The 16,042-nt window shown below is 69.9% G+C and carries 9 protein-coding genes and 2 pseudogenes; 6 read left to right on the forward strand and 5 right to left on the reverse strand.

The annotated features are described in order from the left end of the window. Nucleotides 1-228 precede the first annotated feature (228 nt). Nucleotides 229-1,221: pseudogene (locus GA0070624_RS21480) on the forward strand (IS5 family transposase); the annotation flags it as partial. A gap of 161 nt (nucleotides 1,222-1,382) precedes the next feature. On the opposite strand, the gene GA0070624_RS21485 reads toward GA0070624_RS21480, so the two are convergent. Then, nucleotides 1,383-1,670 (reverse strand): anthrone oxygenase family protein, encoded by a 288-nt coding sequence (locus GA0070624_RS21485; protein WP_245719172.1) that lies wholly within the window; start codon nucleotides 1,668-1,670, stop codon nucleotides 1,383-1,385. Then, nucleotides 1,670-1,828: a hypothetical protein gene (locus tag GA0070624_RS35320; protein ID WP_218105245.1), complete on the reverse strand. Its 159-nt coding sequence runs from the start codon at nucleotides 1,826-1,828 to the stop codon at nucleotides 1,670-1,672. The genes GA0070624_RS21485 and GA0070624_RS35320 overlap by 1 nt, the downstream gene beginning before the upstream one ends. Before the next feature lie 92 nt (nucleotides 1,829-1,920). On the opposite strand from GA0070624_RS35320, the gene GA0070624_RS21490 reads away from it, so the two are divergent. Then, nucleotides 1,921-2,499, forward strand: a complete 579-nt coding sequence (locus GA0070624_RS21490; RefSeq protein WP_091343836.1) for a TetR/AcrR family transcriptional regulator — start codon at nucleotides 1,921-1,923, stop codon at nucleotides 2,497-2,499. Nucleotides 2,500-2,677: 178 nt separating this feature from the next. Here GA0070624_RS21490 and GA0070624_RS21495 read toward each other — a convergent pair whose 3' ends face one another. The 3 genes from GA0070624_RS21495 to GA0070624_RS21500 form a co-directional block, all read right to left on the reverse strand. Then, nucleotides 2,678-3,877, reverse strand: coding sequence for a recombinase family protein (locus tag GA0070624_RS21495; RefSeq protein ID WP_176731807.1), 1,200 nt, complete (start codon nucleotides 3,875-3,877; stop codon nucleotides 2,678-2,680). Beyond that, nucleotides 3,763-4,854, reverse strand: a complete 1,092-nt coding sequence (locus GA0070624_RS34910; protein WP_176731808.1) for a hypothetical protein — start codon at nucleotides 4,852-4,854, stop codon at nucleotides 3,763-3,765. The genes GA0070624_RS21495 and GA0070624_RS34910 overlap by 115 nt, the downstream gene beginning before the upstream one ends. Nucleotides 4,855-4,985: 131 nt before the next feature. Next, nucleotides 4,986-6,656 (reverse strand): AfsR/SARP family transcriptional regulator, encoded by a 1,671-nt coding sequence (locus GA0070624_RS21500; RefSeq protein WP_176731809.1) that lies wholly within the window; start codon nucleotides 6,654-6,656, stop codon nucleotides 4,986-4,988. A gap of 498 nt (nucleotides 6,657-7,154) precedes the next feature. On the opposite strand from GA0070624_RS21500, the gene GA0070624_RS21505 reads away from it, so the two are divergent. From GA0070624_RS21505 to GA0070624_RS21525, 4 genes and pseudogenes are all read left to right on the forward strand, one after another. Beyond that, a complete protein-coding gene (locus tag GA0070624_RS21505) occupies nucleotides 7,155-11,504 on the forward strand; it encodes a carboxypeptidase regulatory-like domain-containing protein (RefSeq protein WP_176731810.1) in 4,350 nt (1,449 codons plus the stop codon). Nucleotides 11,505-11,807: 303 nt separating this feature from the next. Next, nucleotides 11,808-15,062 (forward strand): annotated as a pseudogene (gene fdh / locus GA0070624_RS21515) (formate dehydrogenase); the annotation flags it as partial. A 113-nt stretch (nucleotides 15,063-15,175) separates the two neighbouring features. Then, nucleotides 15,176-15,625, forward strand: coding sequence for a helix-turn-helix transcriptional regulator (locus tag GA0070624_RS21520; RefSeq protein WP_091343849.1), 450 nt, complete (start codon nucleotides 15,176-15,178; stop codon nucleotides 15,623-15,625). Between the two features lie 5 nt (nucleotides 15,626-15,630). Then, nucleotides 15,631-16,041 (forward strand): VOC family protein, encoded by a 411-nt coding sequence (locus GA0070624_RS21525; protein WP_091349238.1) that lies wholly within the window; start codon nucleotides 15,631-15,633, stop codon nucleotides 16,039-16,041. The last annotated feature ends 1 nt before the right edge of the window (nucleotide 16,042 follow it).

A 16,042-nucleotide genomic window follows, 5' to 3' on the forward strand; every position in this document is an offset into this window, starting at 1 on the left:
CCGAGACCGATGCCGCCCAGCAGCCCGTACCCCAGGTACAGCAGCCACAACTGCCGCGTCGCGATGCCCAGCGCGCCGACCAGGAAACCGGCCGTTAGGGCCTTGGTCGGCGGCGGAATCGCTCGGCCGGGGCCAGCCTATTTGGGGGACTAGGGCGCGTATCGGGTCGTGATCAATGAGCGCGGGTTCTTCCCTCGTGCTGATCTTCGATCCGGTAGATCGTCTTGCGTGACGCGTGCGCAGCTGACCGATGTGGAGTGGGAGTTCATCGAGCCGTACCTGCCGATCGGCGAGTATGGCCCGTACCCCGAGCGGTTGCGCCAGCAGTTCGAGGGCGTGGTCTGGCGGTTCAGGACCGGCGGGCAGTGGCGGGAGATGCCGCAGGAATTCGGTGCCTGGTCGACGGTGTCCAATCGTTTCCGGCAGTGGCGTGACGCCGGCGTGTTCGAGGCCCTGCTGGAGGGCCTGATCGCGGAGGCCGCGAAGCGGGGTGAGGTGGATCTGTCGCTGGTCAGTATCGACTCCACCACCGTGCGGGCCCATCACGATGCCGCCGGGATGCACACGAGCCAGGACGTGCTCGCCGCTTTGGAGAAGGCTGCCGCCGAAGAGGAGGAGGCCAGGTCAAAGGGGGTCGGTCCCGAGGGACGAAGCGGGCAGGACGGTGGTGCCGATCCCGAGCGGGACGAGCAGCGACGCGTCCGGCGCCGGCGCAGGGTCCGGCTGAAGGCCGCTCTGCTGGGGCGCTCACGGGGCGGGCAGACGTCAAAGGTCCATCTCGCCGCCGACCGCAAGTGCCGGCCGTTGGCGTTCGTCTTGACCGCGGGACAGGCGGCCGACAGCCCACAGTTCATTCCGGTGCTGGGGAAGATCCGGATCCGCGGCCCAGTGGGGCGGCCTCGCACCAGGCCGGACGCGGTCGCCGGGGACAAGGCGTACTCGTCCCGCGGCAACCGCGCCCACCTGCGCAGGCGCGGCATCAAGGCCGTCATCCCGGAGAAACGGGACCAGGCCGCCAACCGGAAGACGAAGGGTCGCAAAGGGGGACGCCCCGTCGACCACGACGCCGAGTTCCACAAGGAGAGGAACACCGTCGAGCGCCTGATCAACAAGCTCAAGGCGTGGCGGGGCATCGCGACCCGCTACGACAAGACCCCGGAAAGCTACCTCGCCGGGCTTCGGCTGCGTGCCTCGGTGATCTGGATCAAAGACCTCACCCGAATCAGAGCCGGGAGCCGCGCAGGTCATCGAGGGGCGCAGTTGTCGGGATCGCAGTTGTGGCTCTCAGCGGCAGCTGCATTCCCGGATGTCGGGATTTCGGTGGCCCGCTGCCGCCCGGGCAGTGGGGATTGTGCGCCACGGGCGTGGTGTCGGCCCGCGGGTCAGGTGAGGGCGGCGACCAGCAGGGCGAAGGCGGCGATGATGACGGCGACGCGGACGTAGTGGAAGCGGTCCCAGCGGTTCATCTGCTGCTTCCAGTCGGCGGGCCGGTTGTCAGGGGTCCACGTCTTGCCCCGGTTGTTGATCGGGACGAGCAGCAGGATCGACATGATCACGCTGAGGATCAGCAGCGCGCCGGCGGTGACGACGAGGCCGTTGCCGTGGTGGTGCCATCCGGCGATGGCCCAGACCGCGACGAGGACGAGCGAGGTGATGTACCAGACCGGCATCACGGCGCCGAGCATCCGGCCCCGTGGGCGCGCCCGAGTTGGCCACTGTCACCGGGGAGTGCGTTGAGGATCGGGTTGATGACGAAGGCGACGGAGAACTCCACCCCCACCATCAGGCCGACGACCACGGTGGTGAACACCTCGAGCGCGTTGAGCATGGTTGACCCCTCCTGGGATCTAGCATTGATAGCTGGCGTGGCAACGCTAGTACTGCTGCCGCTTGCTTGTCTAGCGGTGCTAGGATCGAATCATGTCGGTACAGGCACGCAAGGAGCGCGAACGGGCGGCGCGCGAGCGCCTCATCGTGGCGACAGCCCGCGAACTCGCCGAGCAGCAGGGCTGGGACGCGGTCACGACCCGCCGGCTCGCCGAGCGCATCGAATACAGCCAGCCCGTCCTCTACAGCCACTTCCGCGGCAAACGCGAGATCATCGGCGCCGTCGCCCTCGACGGCGCCGCCGAGATGGCCGCGGCGCTGCGGGCCGCGACCTCCGCCGCGGACGGCCCGCGCGCCCGGGTCACCGCCCTCGCCCGCACCTACCTCGACTTCGCCGCACGCAACCCGGCGGTCTATGACGCCATGTTCGAGCTCGACGGCGGCTTGGCCTTCGCGAGCGAGGACACCCCACAACCTCTTAAGGACGCCTTCGCCGCCCTGCTGGAAAGCCTCGGAGAGGTCGCCGGCGACGGCGTCCACCCAGCACTGTTCACCGAGGTGTTCTGGGCGGCCCTGCACGGGCTGGCCACCCTGACCCGAGCGGGACGGCTGCCACCGGAGGACACCGAGCCGAGGGTGGAGCTGCTGGTGGACCGGCTCGCCATGGTCTGACACACCATCCCGGCGGGCATGCAGCCGCGGCCCTCGGACCCCGCCGCTGCCTGCCTGCGGCATCGCTTCCGGTCACTCGCGCCCACACGGCGCAGCCGCAGATCGCCGGGCCCCGTACCCCAGACGGGCACCCGCCCCGGAAGCTGCGATGCTCATTGATCACGACCCGATACGCGCCCTAGTGGTCTTCCGAGGGCCGGACGAACGTGATGGACACGCGGGACTCAATCGGCGGGCGGGTCATGCCGTCGGGGGACTTCCGGACGGTGATCTCGCGGACGAACAGAGACACGAACGCGCGACGCTCGGCGACCGGGGCCCGGTCCCACCAGGACCCCGGACCGATCGGGTCCTCGCCCGGCTCGCCCAGCCATTCGGCGATCGGGAGGAGGGGCGAGGCGGCGGCGTCGATCGCCGCTAGTTGCTCGGTCAGGACGTCGATACGCGCCGACAGGGCCCGCTCGGCGTCCAGGAATCGGCGCTGGCCAACCTTCCCCGAGTAGCCGCCCTGTTCCCGGTCGTCGTACAGGGTGTCTAGCGCCCGCTCGGCGTCGTCCAGTTCGCCAGCGATCGCGCCGCGCTTCGCGGCGGTCGCTGGGTCAGCCGAGGCGAGGCCGAACAGTCGGGCGGCCTCGGCGAGGACGTCCAGGGTGTCCGGGTCGGCGTCGGCGTCGGCGGTAGAGATCAGCGCGAAGATCCGGCGGGCGACGTAGTCGTCTAGGGCGTCCATCGCGATCGCGCAGTCGTTCGCATGCTGACCCGGTCGGCGTAGTCCTCGCGGGCGGGCGCACCGGTAGGACGACCGGGACCGCTGGGCGGCGGACCGGTGAGATTTCATGATCGCGCCGCATTCACAGCGCAGGATCCCGAGGGAAGACAGGAGGGCCTGAATCCCGGTCGGCACCGGGGCGGCCCCGGGACGCCCGTCTAGGCGGGCCTGTAGGGCGTGCCATGTCTCGGCGTCGATGATCGCCGGGTGCGCCACGACCGGGGCCCCGTCGGCGTCCCGGATGATCCGGTAACCGGCGACGTTCGCCGACTTCCGGCCGTCCGGGCGGGTCGCGTAGATGATCTCGGCGTCGTACCCGGCGAGGCGCGGATCCCGCAGGATGCGGTTAAGGGTGTGCGCCCACCAGGCGGACCCGGAGGTGTTCTTCCCGGTCGTCCCGCCCCGGGTCGGAACCTGGTCCCGGTTCAGTTCGGCCGCGACGGCGGCGAGGGTGGTCGGTTCGTCGTCCAGGACCCGGCCGACCATGCGCCGGATCACGGCGGCCTCATCCTCGCGGCGGGCCAGGGTCTTGATCGCGATCGGGCGGCCGTCGGCGTTGTGGCGGATCTCGGACGCCAGGGCGAAGCCGTAGGGAGGCTTCCCGGACACGCCCGCTGCGCGTCCTCGTCCACCCGGGCCAGCCGGTACCGGGTACCCGACCAGCCGTCCACCGCCAGCGGCCGGGACAACTCGACCTCCAACGGCCCGGTACCGTGGTCGGTCAACTGGTCCACGATCGGCGAACCGTCGATGCAGCATCCGTCGGTCAGCATGACGAAGTGCACCGCGCAGGAACGCAGCACCACCCCGTCGTACCGCAGCGCCAGCGGCAGGCAGATGTACTCGTCCAGCCGCCGGGTGCTCGGATGCCGCCACAACTCGTCGAAGCGACTCTCCACGAACTCGCCGAGCGGGCTGCCCACGAACACCTCCAGGTGCGGCGCGGTGTGCGCGCGCACCCCCACCGGGAAGAACGAGATCAGCGCCTTGTCGTCCCACTGGAACATGTGCACCGTCGGCGAGGCGTCGTAGATGCGCACCTGGAACCGGGCCCGGGCCTCCGCGTCGAGCGCCTCGGCGAAGTCGTTCAGCCGGCGCAGGTTGTCCACGATCACCTCGCGGACGTTCACCGGTCGGATCTCCTCCGCCCGCTGCGACGCCGCCGCCGAGTCCGGATCCAGCAGCAGCACCCGCACGAGCACCCCGTTGCCCAACGCCGTCCGCAGCGCGCGCAGGAAACGGTCCCGCCCCGCTCCCTCCAGCAGGTGACTGCCACTGTCCATGATGGATACCATCGAGGTCGCGGTCGCCACGTGCGCGCTGAACTCCTCGTCGTCGAAGCGCGGATGCTCCTCGACCCGTGAGCGGCGCAGCTCCTCGAACAGCGGATCGACGATCGCGTACGAGAAGGCCACGATGACGATGCTGGCGCCGATGTTGAGCAGCAGTTGCTGGTTGTAGCCGGTGACCCCCCGACCCCAGGCCAGCAGCGCCGCGGACAGCGCCAACAGCCCCAGGAAGCCGGCCGCTCGACGGCCACGCCACCGCAGGCGCCGACGGAGAACCCCCGCAATCCGTGTGCCCACGCGTCCTCCCCACTGACGCCGGTGAACTCGATAATGCCGACCACAGTGGACGGGCGCAACGGCGAGTGGCGGGGAAGCTAACCGAGACGGGCGAGTTTACCGCGGACCTGCGCGGCGGGTGCAGGTAGTGGTCAAGGACGCGGGCAAGCGCCCGCGCTCCGGTCCGTGTCGGCGTCGACCGCTTCGACGAGTTCGGTGGCGTAGGCACGCAGCAGGTCGTGGAACGCGAACCGGCCGGCAGGGTGCTCGGTCACCAGGTGCGCCCGGGCCAGCTCGGCCAGCAGCGGACGCACCTGCCCCGGCGGCGCACCGATCAGGCTGGCCGCGGCGGTCGTGGCGATGTCCGGGCCGGGGTGAACGGCCAGGAGCCGGAACAGGCGGGCCGCGCTCGGGCTGAGCGTCCGGTACGACCAGGAGAAAACGGCCCGCACGTCGGTGCTCGGGTCCCCGCCGCTGAACGGCTCGAGGCCACCGGAGCTGTCGCCCAGGTCGGCGACGAGCATGCCAAGGGGAAACTCCGGATGGGTCGCGGCGCGGGCGGCCACGATGGCCAGGGCCAGCGGCAGTTGCGCGCACCGGGCGATGATGTCGTCCACCGACCGAGGTTCGGCCGCCACGCGCTCCGGTCCGAGGCGGCGGGCCAACATCTGCCGCGCATCGTCGGTCGAGAGCAGGCCGAGCGTCAACGGGTGAGCGCCCTCGGCGGCGACCAGGCCCGGAAGTTGATTGCGACTGGTCACGACGACGAGGCAGCCGGGGGAGCCGGGCAGGAGCGGACGGACCTGGTCCGCGTCGCTGGCGTTGTCCAGCACCACCAGCACTCTCCGGTCGGCGAGCAGGCTGCGGTACAGGCCGACCTGTGCCGCCAGGCTGGCGGGCACGCGCTGCGGCGGCACCTGCAACGCGTCGAGAAGAGCACGTAGCGCCTCGTCTGGGCGGGTGGCGGGTGAGTTCGCGTCGAAACCCCGCAGGTTCACATACAGCTGCCCGTCCGGGAACCGGTTGGCCACCCGGTGGGCCCAGTGCATCGCCAGCGCGGTCTTTCCCACCCCGGCGGTACCGGTCAGGGCGAGGATGGCCACCGTGGTGGGTTCCTCGCCGGCCGCTGTCAGGATCGCGTCGAGCTGGCACAGTTCCGTGTCTCGGCCGGCGAAGCCGTGCACATCCAGCGGCAGTTGCGCCGGTACGGCGTGCCCGCTTCTCTCCCGTCCCCATCCGGATGCCTGGTCGAGGTCGCCACGCAGGATCGCCCGGTGCAGCTGCTGCAGTTCGGCGCCGGGTTCCATGCCCACCTGGTCGACCAGCCGTCGGCGCATCGCGACGTAGCAGTCCAGGGCGGTTGCGGTGCGCCCGGTCGAGTGCAGTGCCCGCATCAGCAGCGCGGCAAGGGGCTCCACCAAGGGGTGTTCGGCGATGAGGTCGGTCAACGGGCCGACCAGATCGCCGGCGTTGCCCCGGCGCAGCTCGGCCTCTGCCCAGCACACGACCGCGTCGAGGCGCTGCTGCTGCAACCCCTCGCGCACCCGCGCCGCCCAGTCACCCGGCAGGTCCGCCAGGGGGGTACCCCGCCACAGGGCGAGCGCCTGCCGCAGCAGTGCCACCCGCTTCGTGTCCGGACAATGCGGGTCGCGGGCCTGCTCGACCAGCCGACGGAACCGGTGCACGTCCACCCGGTCGGGGTCGACGTCCAGCACGTACCCACGCGAGCGGCGCACGACGGCCGCCACGGTTCCATCGGCGGCCGCGGCCGCGGCGATCAACCCTCGCAGCCGGGCGATGTAGACGTACAGCGTGTGCCGCACCCGATCCGGCGGAGCCTGGCCCCAGGCACGATCAACGAGGTGTCCACCATCACCGGCCGGCCGACGTCCACCGCCAGCGCGGCCAGCACACAACGCTGCCTTGGACCCCCCACGTCCACGAGCCGCCCGGCCGCCTGCAGTTCCACCGGACCTAACACCCGAAGCTCCATCACGCCCCCGTTATGGAACCGATGGGTAGTCCGCCGCCACCAGCCGGCGGATCAACGACCCGGCAGAAGCCGCCCCATCCCAGGTCAACGCTCGACCGGTCGACCGAACGCGGTCAATGCCTCTGTCACCAACCTGACCCCGTGTCCGATACACCCCTGACCTGCCCCGCGGGTTTCAGAATTCTGCAGGGTTTTGCCACATGCCTTCCCTCGACCCTCAACAGCAGGCCGGACGGGTGACGGTCCGGTGAGGCCACGAGAGGGGTGGAACATGAGTAGGTCATTACGGGGAGGCCGTACTCTGCGCGGGGGTCCCCGCAGAACAGCCATGGCGGCGCTGCTCGTCGTCGCCATGGTCGCTGCCGTCTCCGCCATCGGATCGCCGGCCGCGGCCGATTCGCTGGACAAGGTCGAGAAGAAGGTCCTCGAACAGACCGCCGGGACGAAGCAGGCGACGTTCTGGGCGGTACTGCGCGACAAGGCCGACCTGGGTCGGGCGGCCGGGATGCAGGACCGCAACGCCCGCGGCAAGTTCGTGATGGATCAGCTGAAGCGGACCGCGGACCAGAGCCAGGCGGGCCTGCTGGCGCTGCTGAAGAAGCGGGGTGTGAAGCATCAACGCTTCTGGATCACGAACACCGTCAGGGTCACCGCGGGTCAGTCGGTGCTCAAGGAGATAGCGGCCGACCCGGGCGTGGAACGGGTCCTCGCCGACCGCACCTACCACATTCCCGACCCGAAGCCGAACAAGGAGCAGCCCGAGGTCAACGCGGTCGAGTGGAACATCGACCGCATCCACGCGCCCCAGGTCTGGTCGACCTTCGGCATCCGGGGCGAGGGGATCGTCGTCGCCAACATCGACACCGGCGTCCAGTTCGACCACCCGGCTCTCGTCGCGCACTACCGCGGCAACCAGGGCGGCGGCAACTTCGACCACAACTACAACTGGTTCGATCCGTCCAACGTGTGCGGCAGCCCGTCACTGGCTCCCTGTGACAACGCCGACCACGGGACGCACACCATGGGCACCATGGTCGGCGACGACGGCGAACCGGGGCCGAACCAGATCGGCGTCGCGCCGGGCGCTCGCTGGATCGCGGCCAAGGGCTGCGAGTCGTTCTCGTGCTCGCTGTCCGCGCTGCTCGCCTCCGGTGAGTGGGTACTCGCGCCGACCGACCTCAACGGGCAGAACCCGCGGCCGGACCTGCGGCCGCACATCGTGAACAACTCGTGGGGCGGCGGCGGTGGCGACCCGTTCTACCAGGCGATCGTGAACGCCTGGGTGGCCTCGGGCATCTTCCCCGCGTTCTCCAACGGCAACAGCGGCCCGGGCTGCAACAGCTCGGGATCGCCCGGCGACTACATCGAGAGCTACAGCGCCGGCGCGTTCGACATCGGCAACAACATCGCCGACTTCTCCAGCCGCGGGCCGTCCGGATTCAACGGCGAGCCGAAGCCGAACATCGCGGCTCCCGGCGTCGCCGTGCGCAGCAGCGTGCCGCCCAACTCGTACGCGTCGTTCGACGGCACGTCGATGGCCTCGCCGCACGTCGCGGCCACCGTCGCGCTCATGTGGTCGGCGGCGGCGACGCTGGTGGGAGACATCGCCGGCACCAGGGCACTGCTGGACAGCACCGCCATCGACACCTCCGATCTGTCCTGTGGCGGCACGGACGCCGACAACAACGTGTGGGGGGAGGGACGCCTCGACGCATTCGCCGCGGTCGACCAGTCCCCGCGCGGCCCGGTCGGGACGTTGAGCGGCACGGTCACGAACGCCGCCGACGGCAGCCCGATCAGCGGGGCCACCATCCGCGTCGCCGGGCCGGCCGACCGGACGACGGCAACGGACGCCAACGGCCGGTACACCATGGTCCTCCCGGTCGGCACCTACGAGGTGACCGCGACCGCGTTCGGGTTCCGCCAGCAGGCGGTCAGCGGGCTGGTCATCAGCGAGGGCGCGACCACAATTCAAGACCTGGCCCTGCAGCCGGCGCCCTCGCACGCCGTGTCGGGCCAGGTCCGCAACAACGACGGCGAGCCGGTCGCGAATGCGACGGTGACGGTGCTCGGTAAGCCGATCGCGCCGGCGACCACGGACGCGAACGGCGGGTACAGCTTCCCGAGCGTGCCGGAGGGCGAGTATGACGTCCGGGCCGCGGCGGGAGGCTGCAGCGACCAACAGGAGCAACATCTGGTCGTCGACGGCGACGAGACGCTCGACTTCACGCTGCCGCAGCGCAGGGACGAGTACGGCTACTTCTGCCAGGTTTCCACGCCGGGCTACCTCGAGGCCGACACCGTTCTGCCGCTGAGCGGAGACGACCAGTCGACCCAGGTTGACCTGCCGTTCCCGTTCTCCTTCTACGGCCAGACGTACGAAACCGCCCACGTGTCCACGAACGGCTTGGTGAACTTCCTGGGACCGAACAGCGAGTTCTTCAACACCTCGATTCCCAGCACGGCGGCCCCGAACGCGGCCATCTACCCGTACTGGGACGACCTGGTCGTCGACGGCGCGGCCAGCGTTCGCACCCAGGTCCTGGGGTCGGCGCCGGCCCGGACGTTCGTGATCGAGTGGCGGAATGTCACCTTCTTCGGCGACTCCTCGCACCGCATGGACTTCGAGGTCGTGCTCCATGAGAACGGACGAGTCCAGACCGAGTACCGCAACATCGACAACGACGGCTGGGAAAAGGGCAACTCGGCGACGATCGGGATCGAGAACGAGAGCGGAAACGTCGCACTGCAGTACTCGTTCAACGCGGCCGCGATCGGCGACCCGACGTTCGCGGTGCTCTACCGGCTACCCCCGAGCGGTTTCGTCCAGGGCACCGTCACCGACGCCAACGACCACCAGGCCGTGGCCGGGGCGACCGTCCGCGCACTGCAGAACGGATCGGTCGTCCGCTCCACGACGACGAACGCAGCCGGCAGCTATCGGATGCAGCTGAGCCTGGGCACGTACACGATCGAGGCCACGGCGACCAACTACACCGCCGAGTCCGCCGAGGTCGTGCTCGATGAGCAGGACGAGGTGGCCACCCGGGACTTCGTGCTGCGCACCGCGCGGGCCGAGGTGGCACCGGGCGCGCTCGAGTTCATCGTGCCGCCCGGCCAGACCCGCACGAGGGTGCTCACCCTGCGCAACACCGGCAGCCGCGACATGACGTGGGAGGCCGCCGAAACCGGTGGTGGCAAGGTAACCACGGGCTCGACGAACGGGCTCCCGAAGAACCCCGAGTACAACCCGAACGCCCGCAACACCAAGGGCCTGTACGCCGGCAAGGCGCCTTCCGGCTGGTCGCCGACCGCACCCGGCGACGTCATCCGGTCCTGGGTGCCGAGCGGGCTCTCCCTGGCCTGGGGCGTCGGCTTCACCGGAGACGTCTGGCTCTCCGACGTCCCGGACAACAACCGCAACCACGAGTTCTCCGTCACCGGCACCCCGACCGGGCGCAACTGGCCGGCACCGGGAGGCGGGGAGTGGCCCGCCGACATGGCCTACGATGCCGGCCGCGGCGTGATGTGCCAGCTCAACGTGGGCGGTGACAACGGGATCCACTGCTGGAACCCGAACACGGGTGCGGAGGTTGGCTCGATCACCGGCTCCTTCCCGTGGACGTCGATCTCGCAACGCGGTCTGGCCTACCGGCCGGACGACGACACCTTCTACGTCGGTGGGTGGAACGAGGGAATCCTGTACCACATCAAGGGCCTGTCCCACCCGGACAAGGGTGCCGTCATCTCCCAGTGCAGCCCGCCGGACGGCAACATCTCCGGCCTCGCCTGGAACGGCGCCTCCAACATCGTCTGGGCGGCGACCAACAGCGAGACGGACACCGTCTACCAACTCGACCCCGCGAACTGTGCGGTGTTGAGCACCCTGCCGCACCCGAGCCCCGGATTCGGTGGCGCGGGCCTCGAGCTGGACTCGACGGGCAACCTCTGGATGATCGACCAGGACCCGAACAGGGTGTACCTGATCGAGAGCGGCGTGCCGAACGTCGTGGACGTGCCATGGCTGTCCGAGGACCCGGCCAGCGGCACTGTCGCTCCCGGCGCCACCCAGCCGATCCGCGTGAGCGTGGACACGACCGGGCTCACACCGGGTACGTACAGCGCGACGATGCTCATCCAGACGAACAGCGGACGACAGCCGCGGCTGGAGGTTCCCGTCCGCCTGGTCGTGCCGGCGTACTACCAGGCGGTGAACGCCGGCGGCGGCGGCTACACGGACCTGTCGGGTGATCTCTGGTCGGCCGACCAGCGGTACAGCCCCGGGAGTTGGGGCTACACCAGCAGCCAATCCAGGGTCGCCAGCACGGCACGGCCGATCTCGGGAACCGAGGAGGACCCGCTCTACCAGGACCTGCGGCAGGATCCGGTCGAGTACCGGTTCGACGGGCTACCGGCGGGCGTCTACGAGGTCGACCTGCGCTTCGCCGAGGTTGCCAACCGGCAGCCGAACACCCGCCTCTACGACGTCATCGTGGAGGGCGGCGTCCTGTTGCCCGCACACGACACCGCCGCCGAGGTGGGTAGCTTCGCCGCCGACCAGCACGTCTTCTACGTGCAGGTCACCGACGGCCAGCTGAACATCCGCTTCGTGGGGAGGAGGGGGTACGCCCCGCCGATCGTGAACGGGATCCAGGTGATCCACCGGCCCGACCGGTAGTCCGATCGATTTGAAAGCAGCCGGCGGCGGTCCCCGGATCGCCGCCGGCTGGCGCCGCGGTCAGTTGTGGTGCCAGGCGCATCGGGCCGGTTGCGGGGGCTGCCAAGTCCGGGTACCGGATCATCGAGCGCAGGCCGTCGCGGGCCGGGTTCGGGCGCAGCAGGGTGTCCCGGACCGCGACGGCCGCCGGGTGGCGCAGCTGCTGGCCCTGCCCTCCGCCGCTCATCTTGCTGCGCCCCGGTGGACCGCTCATCTATTGTCATGCCGTTCGCATTTCGTCCCGTTCGCTCCAAAGGTGCTGAGATGGGTGTGCGCACTTGGATCGAGGGTTGGCCGGTCTACCGGCAGCTCACCGGCACGGACCCGCTCGGCCGGGGCGCAGCGGCGCAGTCGGCCCGGTCGGCGGCGCTGACTGCGCGTACCGAGACCGCAGACAGCATGGCCCGCTCGGTCTGCCCGTACTGCGCGGTGGGCTGCGGCCAGAAGGTCTACGTCAAGGACGACCAGGTCATCCAGATCGAGGGTGACCCGGACAGCCCGATCTCGCGGGGTCGGCTCTGCCCGAAGGGCTCGGCGAGCAAGAGCCTGGTGACCAGCCCGCTGCGCCAGACCAAGGTCCGTTACCGCCGGCCGTACGGCACGGAGTGGGAGGACCTGGACCTCGACGTGGCGCTCGACATGATCGCCGACCGGGTCCTCGCCGCCCGGGACGCCACCTGGGAGGACGTCGACGACGAGGGGCGGCCGCTGAACCGGACGCTGGGCATCTCCAGCCTGGGCGGGGCGACGCTGGACAACGAGGAGAACTACCTCATCAAGAAGCTGTTCACGGCGATGGGGGCACTCCAGATCGAGAACCAGGCCCGGATTTGACACTCCGCCACCGTCCCCGGTCTGGGGACCAGCTTCGGTCGCGGTGGCGCCACAGGCTTCCAGCAGGACCTCACCAACTCGGACTGCGTCATCATCCAGGGCTCGAACATGGCCGAGGCCCATCCGGTGGGTTTCCAGTGGGTGATGGAGGCCAAGCGGCGGGGGGCGAAGGTCTTCCACGTCGACCCCCGGTTCACCCGCACCAGCGCGCTGGCGGACACCTACCTGCCGATCCGGGCGGGCACGGACATCGCGCTGCTCGGTGGTGTGGTGCGCTACATCCTGGAGAACGAGCTCGACTTCCGGGAGTACCTGCTGGCCTACACCAACGCCGCGACGATCGTCAGCGAGAAGTTCCTCGACACCGAGGATCTGGACGGGATCTTCTCCGGCTTCAAGCCCAACAATGCCAGCTACAACCAGGTGACCTGGCAGTACGAGGGGTATGACCAGCGCGGTGCGCTACCCGACACCGAGACCGGTCGGGAAACCGCGGCCGGACTGCAGCACGAGTCGCACGGCCCGCCGATCAGGGGGCAGGCCGAGCGGGACGAGACGCTGCGGCATCCCCGCTGCGTCTATCAGATACTCAAGCGGCACTTCGCCCGCTACACGTCGGAGATGGTGGAGCGGGTCTGCGGCATCCCGCAGGAGAAGTTCCTGGAGCTGGCCCGGGCCTGGACGGAGAACTCCGGCCGGGAGCGCACCAGCGTGCTCGTCTACTCGGTGGGCTGGACCCAGCACAGCGTTGGCGTGCAGTACATCCGCACCGGGGCGATCATCCAGCTGCTTCTGGGGAACATGGGCCGCCCGGGTGGTGGCATCCTGGCGCTGCGCGGGCACGCCAGCATCCAGGGCTCGACGGACATCCCGACGCTGTTCAACCTGCTGCCCGGCTACCTGCCCATGCCGCACCACGCCGACCACCTGACGTTCGGGGACTGGATCGCGAGCATCACGCACCCGGGCCAGAAGGGCTTCTGGGGCAACGCGAAGGCGTACGGGGTCAACCTGTTGAAGGCGTACTGGGGGGAGGCGGCGACGGCGGAGAACGATTTCTGCTACGGCTACCTGCCCCGGATGACCGGCGACCACGGGGCGTACCAGCAGGTGCTGAACATGATCGACGGCAAGGTCAAGGGCTCCTTCCTGCTCGGCCAGAACCCGGCGGTCGGCGCGGCGCACGGCAAGGCCCACCGCCTGGGCATGGCCAACGTCGACTGGCTGGTGGTCCGGGACCTGTTCATGATCGAGAGCGCGACGTTCTGGAAGAACAGCCCGGAGGTGGCCACCGGCGAGATCGTCCCGGAGGAGTGCCGCACCGAGGTCTTCTTCCTGCCCGCCGCCTCGCACGTGGAGAAGGAGGGCACCTTCACCCAGACGCAGCGGCTGCTGCAGTGGCGGGAGAAGGCCCTGGACCCGCCGGGCGACTGCCGCTCCGAACTCTGGTTCTTCTACCACCTCGGCCGCCTCGTCCGGGAACGGGTGGCGGGCTCGACCCGGCCGCGTGATCGGGCGCTGCTGGATCTCGCCTGGGACTATCCGACGCACGGCCCTGAGGCGGAGCCGAGCGCCGAGGCGGTGCTGCGCGAGATCAACGGCTTCGAGGTGGCGACCGGCCGGCCGCTGTCGGTGTACACCGAGATGAAGGACGACGGCTCCACGGCCGGCGGATGCTGGATCTACTGCGGGGTGTTCGCCGACGGCGTGAACCAGGCCGCCCGCCGCAAGCCCGGCTCGGAGCAGACCTGGGTGGCCCCGGAGTGGGGCTGGGCCTGGCCGGCCAACCGGCGCATCCTCTACAACCGCGCCTCGGCCGACCCGGAGGGCAGGCCGTGGAGCGAGCGGAAGAAGTACGTCTGGTGGGACGCCGACAAGGGGGAGTGGACCGGGTACGACGTGCCGGACTTCGAGAAGACCAAACCGCCGTCGTATCGGCCGGCCCGTGGCGCCGTGGGCGTGGAGGCGCTTGCCGGCGACGACCCGTTCATCATGCAGGGCGACGGCAAGGGCTGGCTGTACGCCCCGGCCGGGGTGCTCGACGGGCCGCTGCCCACCCACTACGAGCCGGTCGAATCGCCGGTGCGCAACCCGCTCTACGGCCAGCAGGCCAACCCGACCCGCAAGGTCTACACCCACCCGGTCAACTCGCTCAACCCCAGCCCGCCGGAGCCGCACAGCGAGGTCTTCCCGTACGTCTTCACGATCAGCCGACTCACCGAGCACCACACCGCCGGCGGCATGAGCCGCTTCGTCCGTACCCTGTCGGAGCTGCAGCCGGAGATGTTCGTCGAGGTGTCGCCGGATCTGGCGGCCGAACGGCGGCTGACCCACCTGGCGTGGGCCCACATGATCAGCACGCGCGCGGCCATCGAGGCGCGCGTGCTGGTGACCGACCGGCTCACCCCGCTGCGGGTAGAGAACCGGATCATCCACCAGATCGTGCTGCCCTTCCATTGGGGATATGAGGGCCTCACCCGCGGCGACTCGGCCAACGATCTGTTCGGGATGACCCTCGACCCCAACGTCCTGATCCAGGAGGGCAAGGTCGGCACCTGCGACATCCGGCCCGGCCGGCGGCCGACGGGCCGGGACCTTCTGGACCTCGTCGCCGACTACCGGCGGCGTTCGGGGAGCCTCGCCCCCCACTACCCGCCGCTCCTCACGACCAAAGCCGTGCAAGGCAGCAGCGACCGGGAGCCCTGATCATGCTCCACCGCGGCGATCAGCCGGACGCGGAGCGGGTGGGACGCCAGCGGCGCTGGGCAGCTCCGGTGCGACGTGGCACGATCTCGTAGGTGACCAGCAGTCCCGCCGAGACTCAGCGCCTGCGCGACCTCGCATTGCTGCGGCGCGTTCGCGACCGGATCGACCGGGAGTACGCGCAGCCGCTGGACGTCGAGGCGCTCGCCCGCGGCGTGAACATGTCGGCCGGGCACCTCAGCCGCCAGTTCCGGCTCGCCTACGGCGAGTCGCCGTACGCCTATCTGATGACGCGGCGCATCGAGCGCGCCATGGCGCTGTTGCGCCGTGGCGACCTCAGCGTCACCGACGTCTGTTTCGCGGTCGGCTGCGCGTCGCTGGGCACGTTCAGCACTCGCTTCACCGAGTTGGTCGGTGTGCCGCCCAGCACCTACCGGCGCGACGCGGCGCGCGCGACGGCGGGGATGCCGCCGTGTGTGGCGAAACAGGTGACCAGACCGATCAGGAATCGAGAAGCGCCCGCCCCCGAGCCGCACGTAGCGTGACCGCCATGGACATCACCATTCACCAGACCTTCCTCCCACAGGACGACCCGGACGCAGCCCTGGCCTTCTATCGCGACACTCTCGGCTTCGAGGTTCGCAACGACGTCGGATACAACGGGATGCGCTGGATCACGGTCGGCCCCGCCGACCAGCCCGGCACGTCCATCGTCCTGCACCCGCCGGCCGCCACCCCCGGCATCACCGACGACGAGCGCCGCACCATCACCGAGATGATGGCCAAGGGCACCTACGCCAGCATCATCCTGGCCACCAAGGACCTCGACGGCACCTTCGAGCGGCTGCAGGCCAGCGACGCCGAGGTCGTCCAGGAGCCGACCGATCAGCCGTACGGCGTTCGCGACTGCGCCTTCCGCGATCCCGCCGGCAACATGGTCCGCATCCAGCAGCTGCGCTGAG

Origin of the sequence: Micromonospora rhizosphaerae (genome assembly GCF_900091465.1) — a bacterium.
In the GTDB taxonomy this organism is placed as follows: domain Bacteria; phylum Actinomycetota; class Actinomycetes; order Mycobacteriales; family Micromonosporaceae; genus Micromonospora; species Micromonospora rhizosphaerae.

What these genes read in the sequence shown, in the direction of transcription:
- GA0070624_RS21505 (WP_176731810.1), top strand. Translation starts at nt 7,155, where the DNA reads ATGGCGGCGCTGCTCGTCGTCGCCATGGTCGCTGCCGTCTCCGCCATC.
- GA0070624_RS21490 (WP_091343836.1), top strand. Translation starts at nt 1,921, where the DNA reads ATGTCGGTACAGGCACGCAAGGAGCGCGAACGGGCGGCGCGCGAGCGC.
- GA0070624_RS35320 (WP_218105245.1), bottom strand. Translation starts at nt 1,828, where the DNA reads ATGCTCAACGCGCTCGAGGTGTTCACCACCGTGGTCGTCGGCCTGATG.
- GA0070624_RS21485 (WP_245719172.1), bottom strand. Translation starts at nt 1,670, where the DNA reads ATGCCGGTCTGGTACATCACCTCGCTCGTCCTCGTCGCGGTCTGGGCC.
- GA0070624_RS21525 (WP_091349238.1), top strand. Translation starts at nt 15,631, where the DNA reads ATGGACATCACCATTCACCAGACCTTCCTCCCACAGGACGACCCGGAC.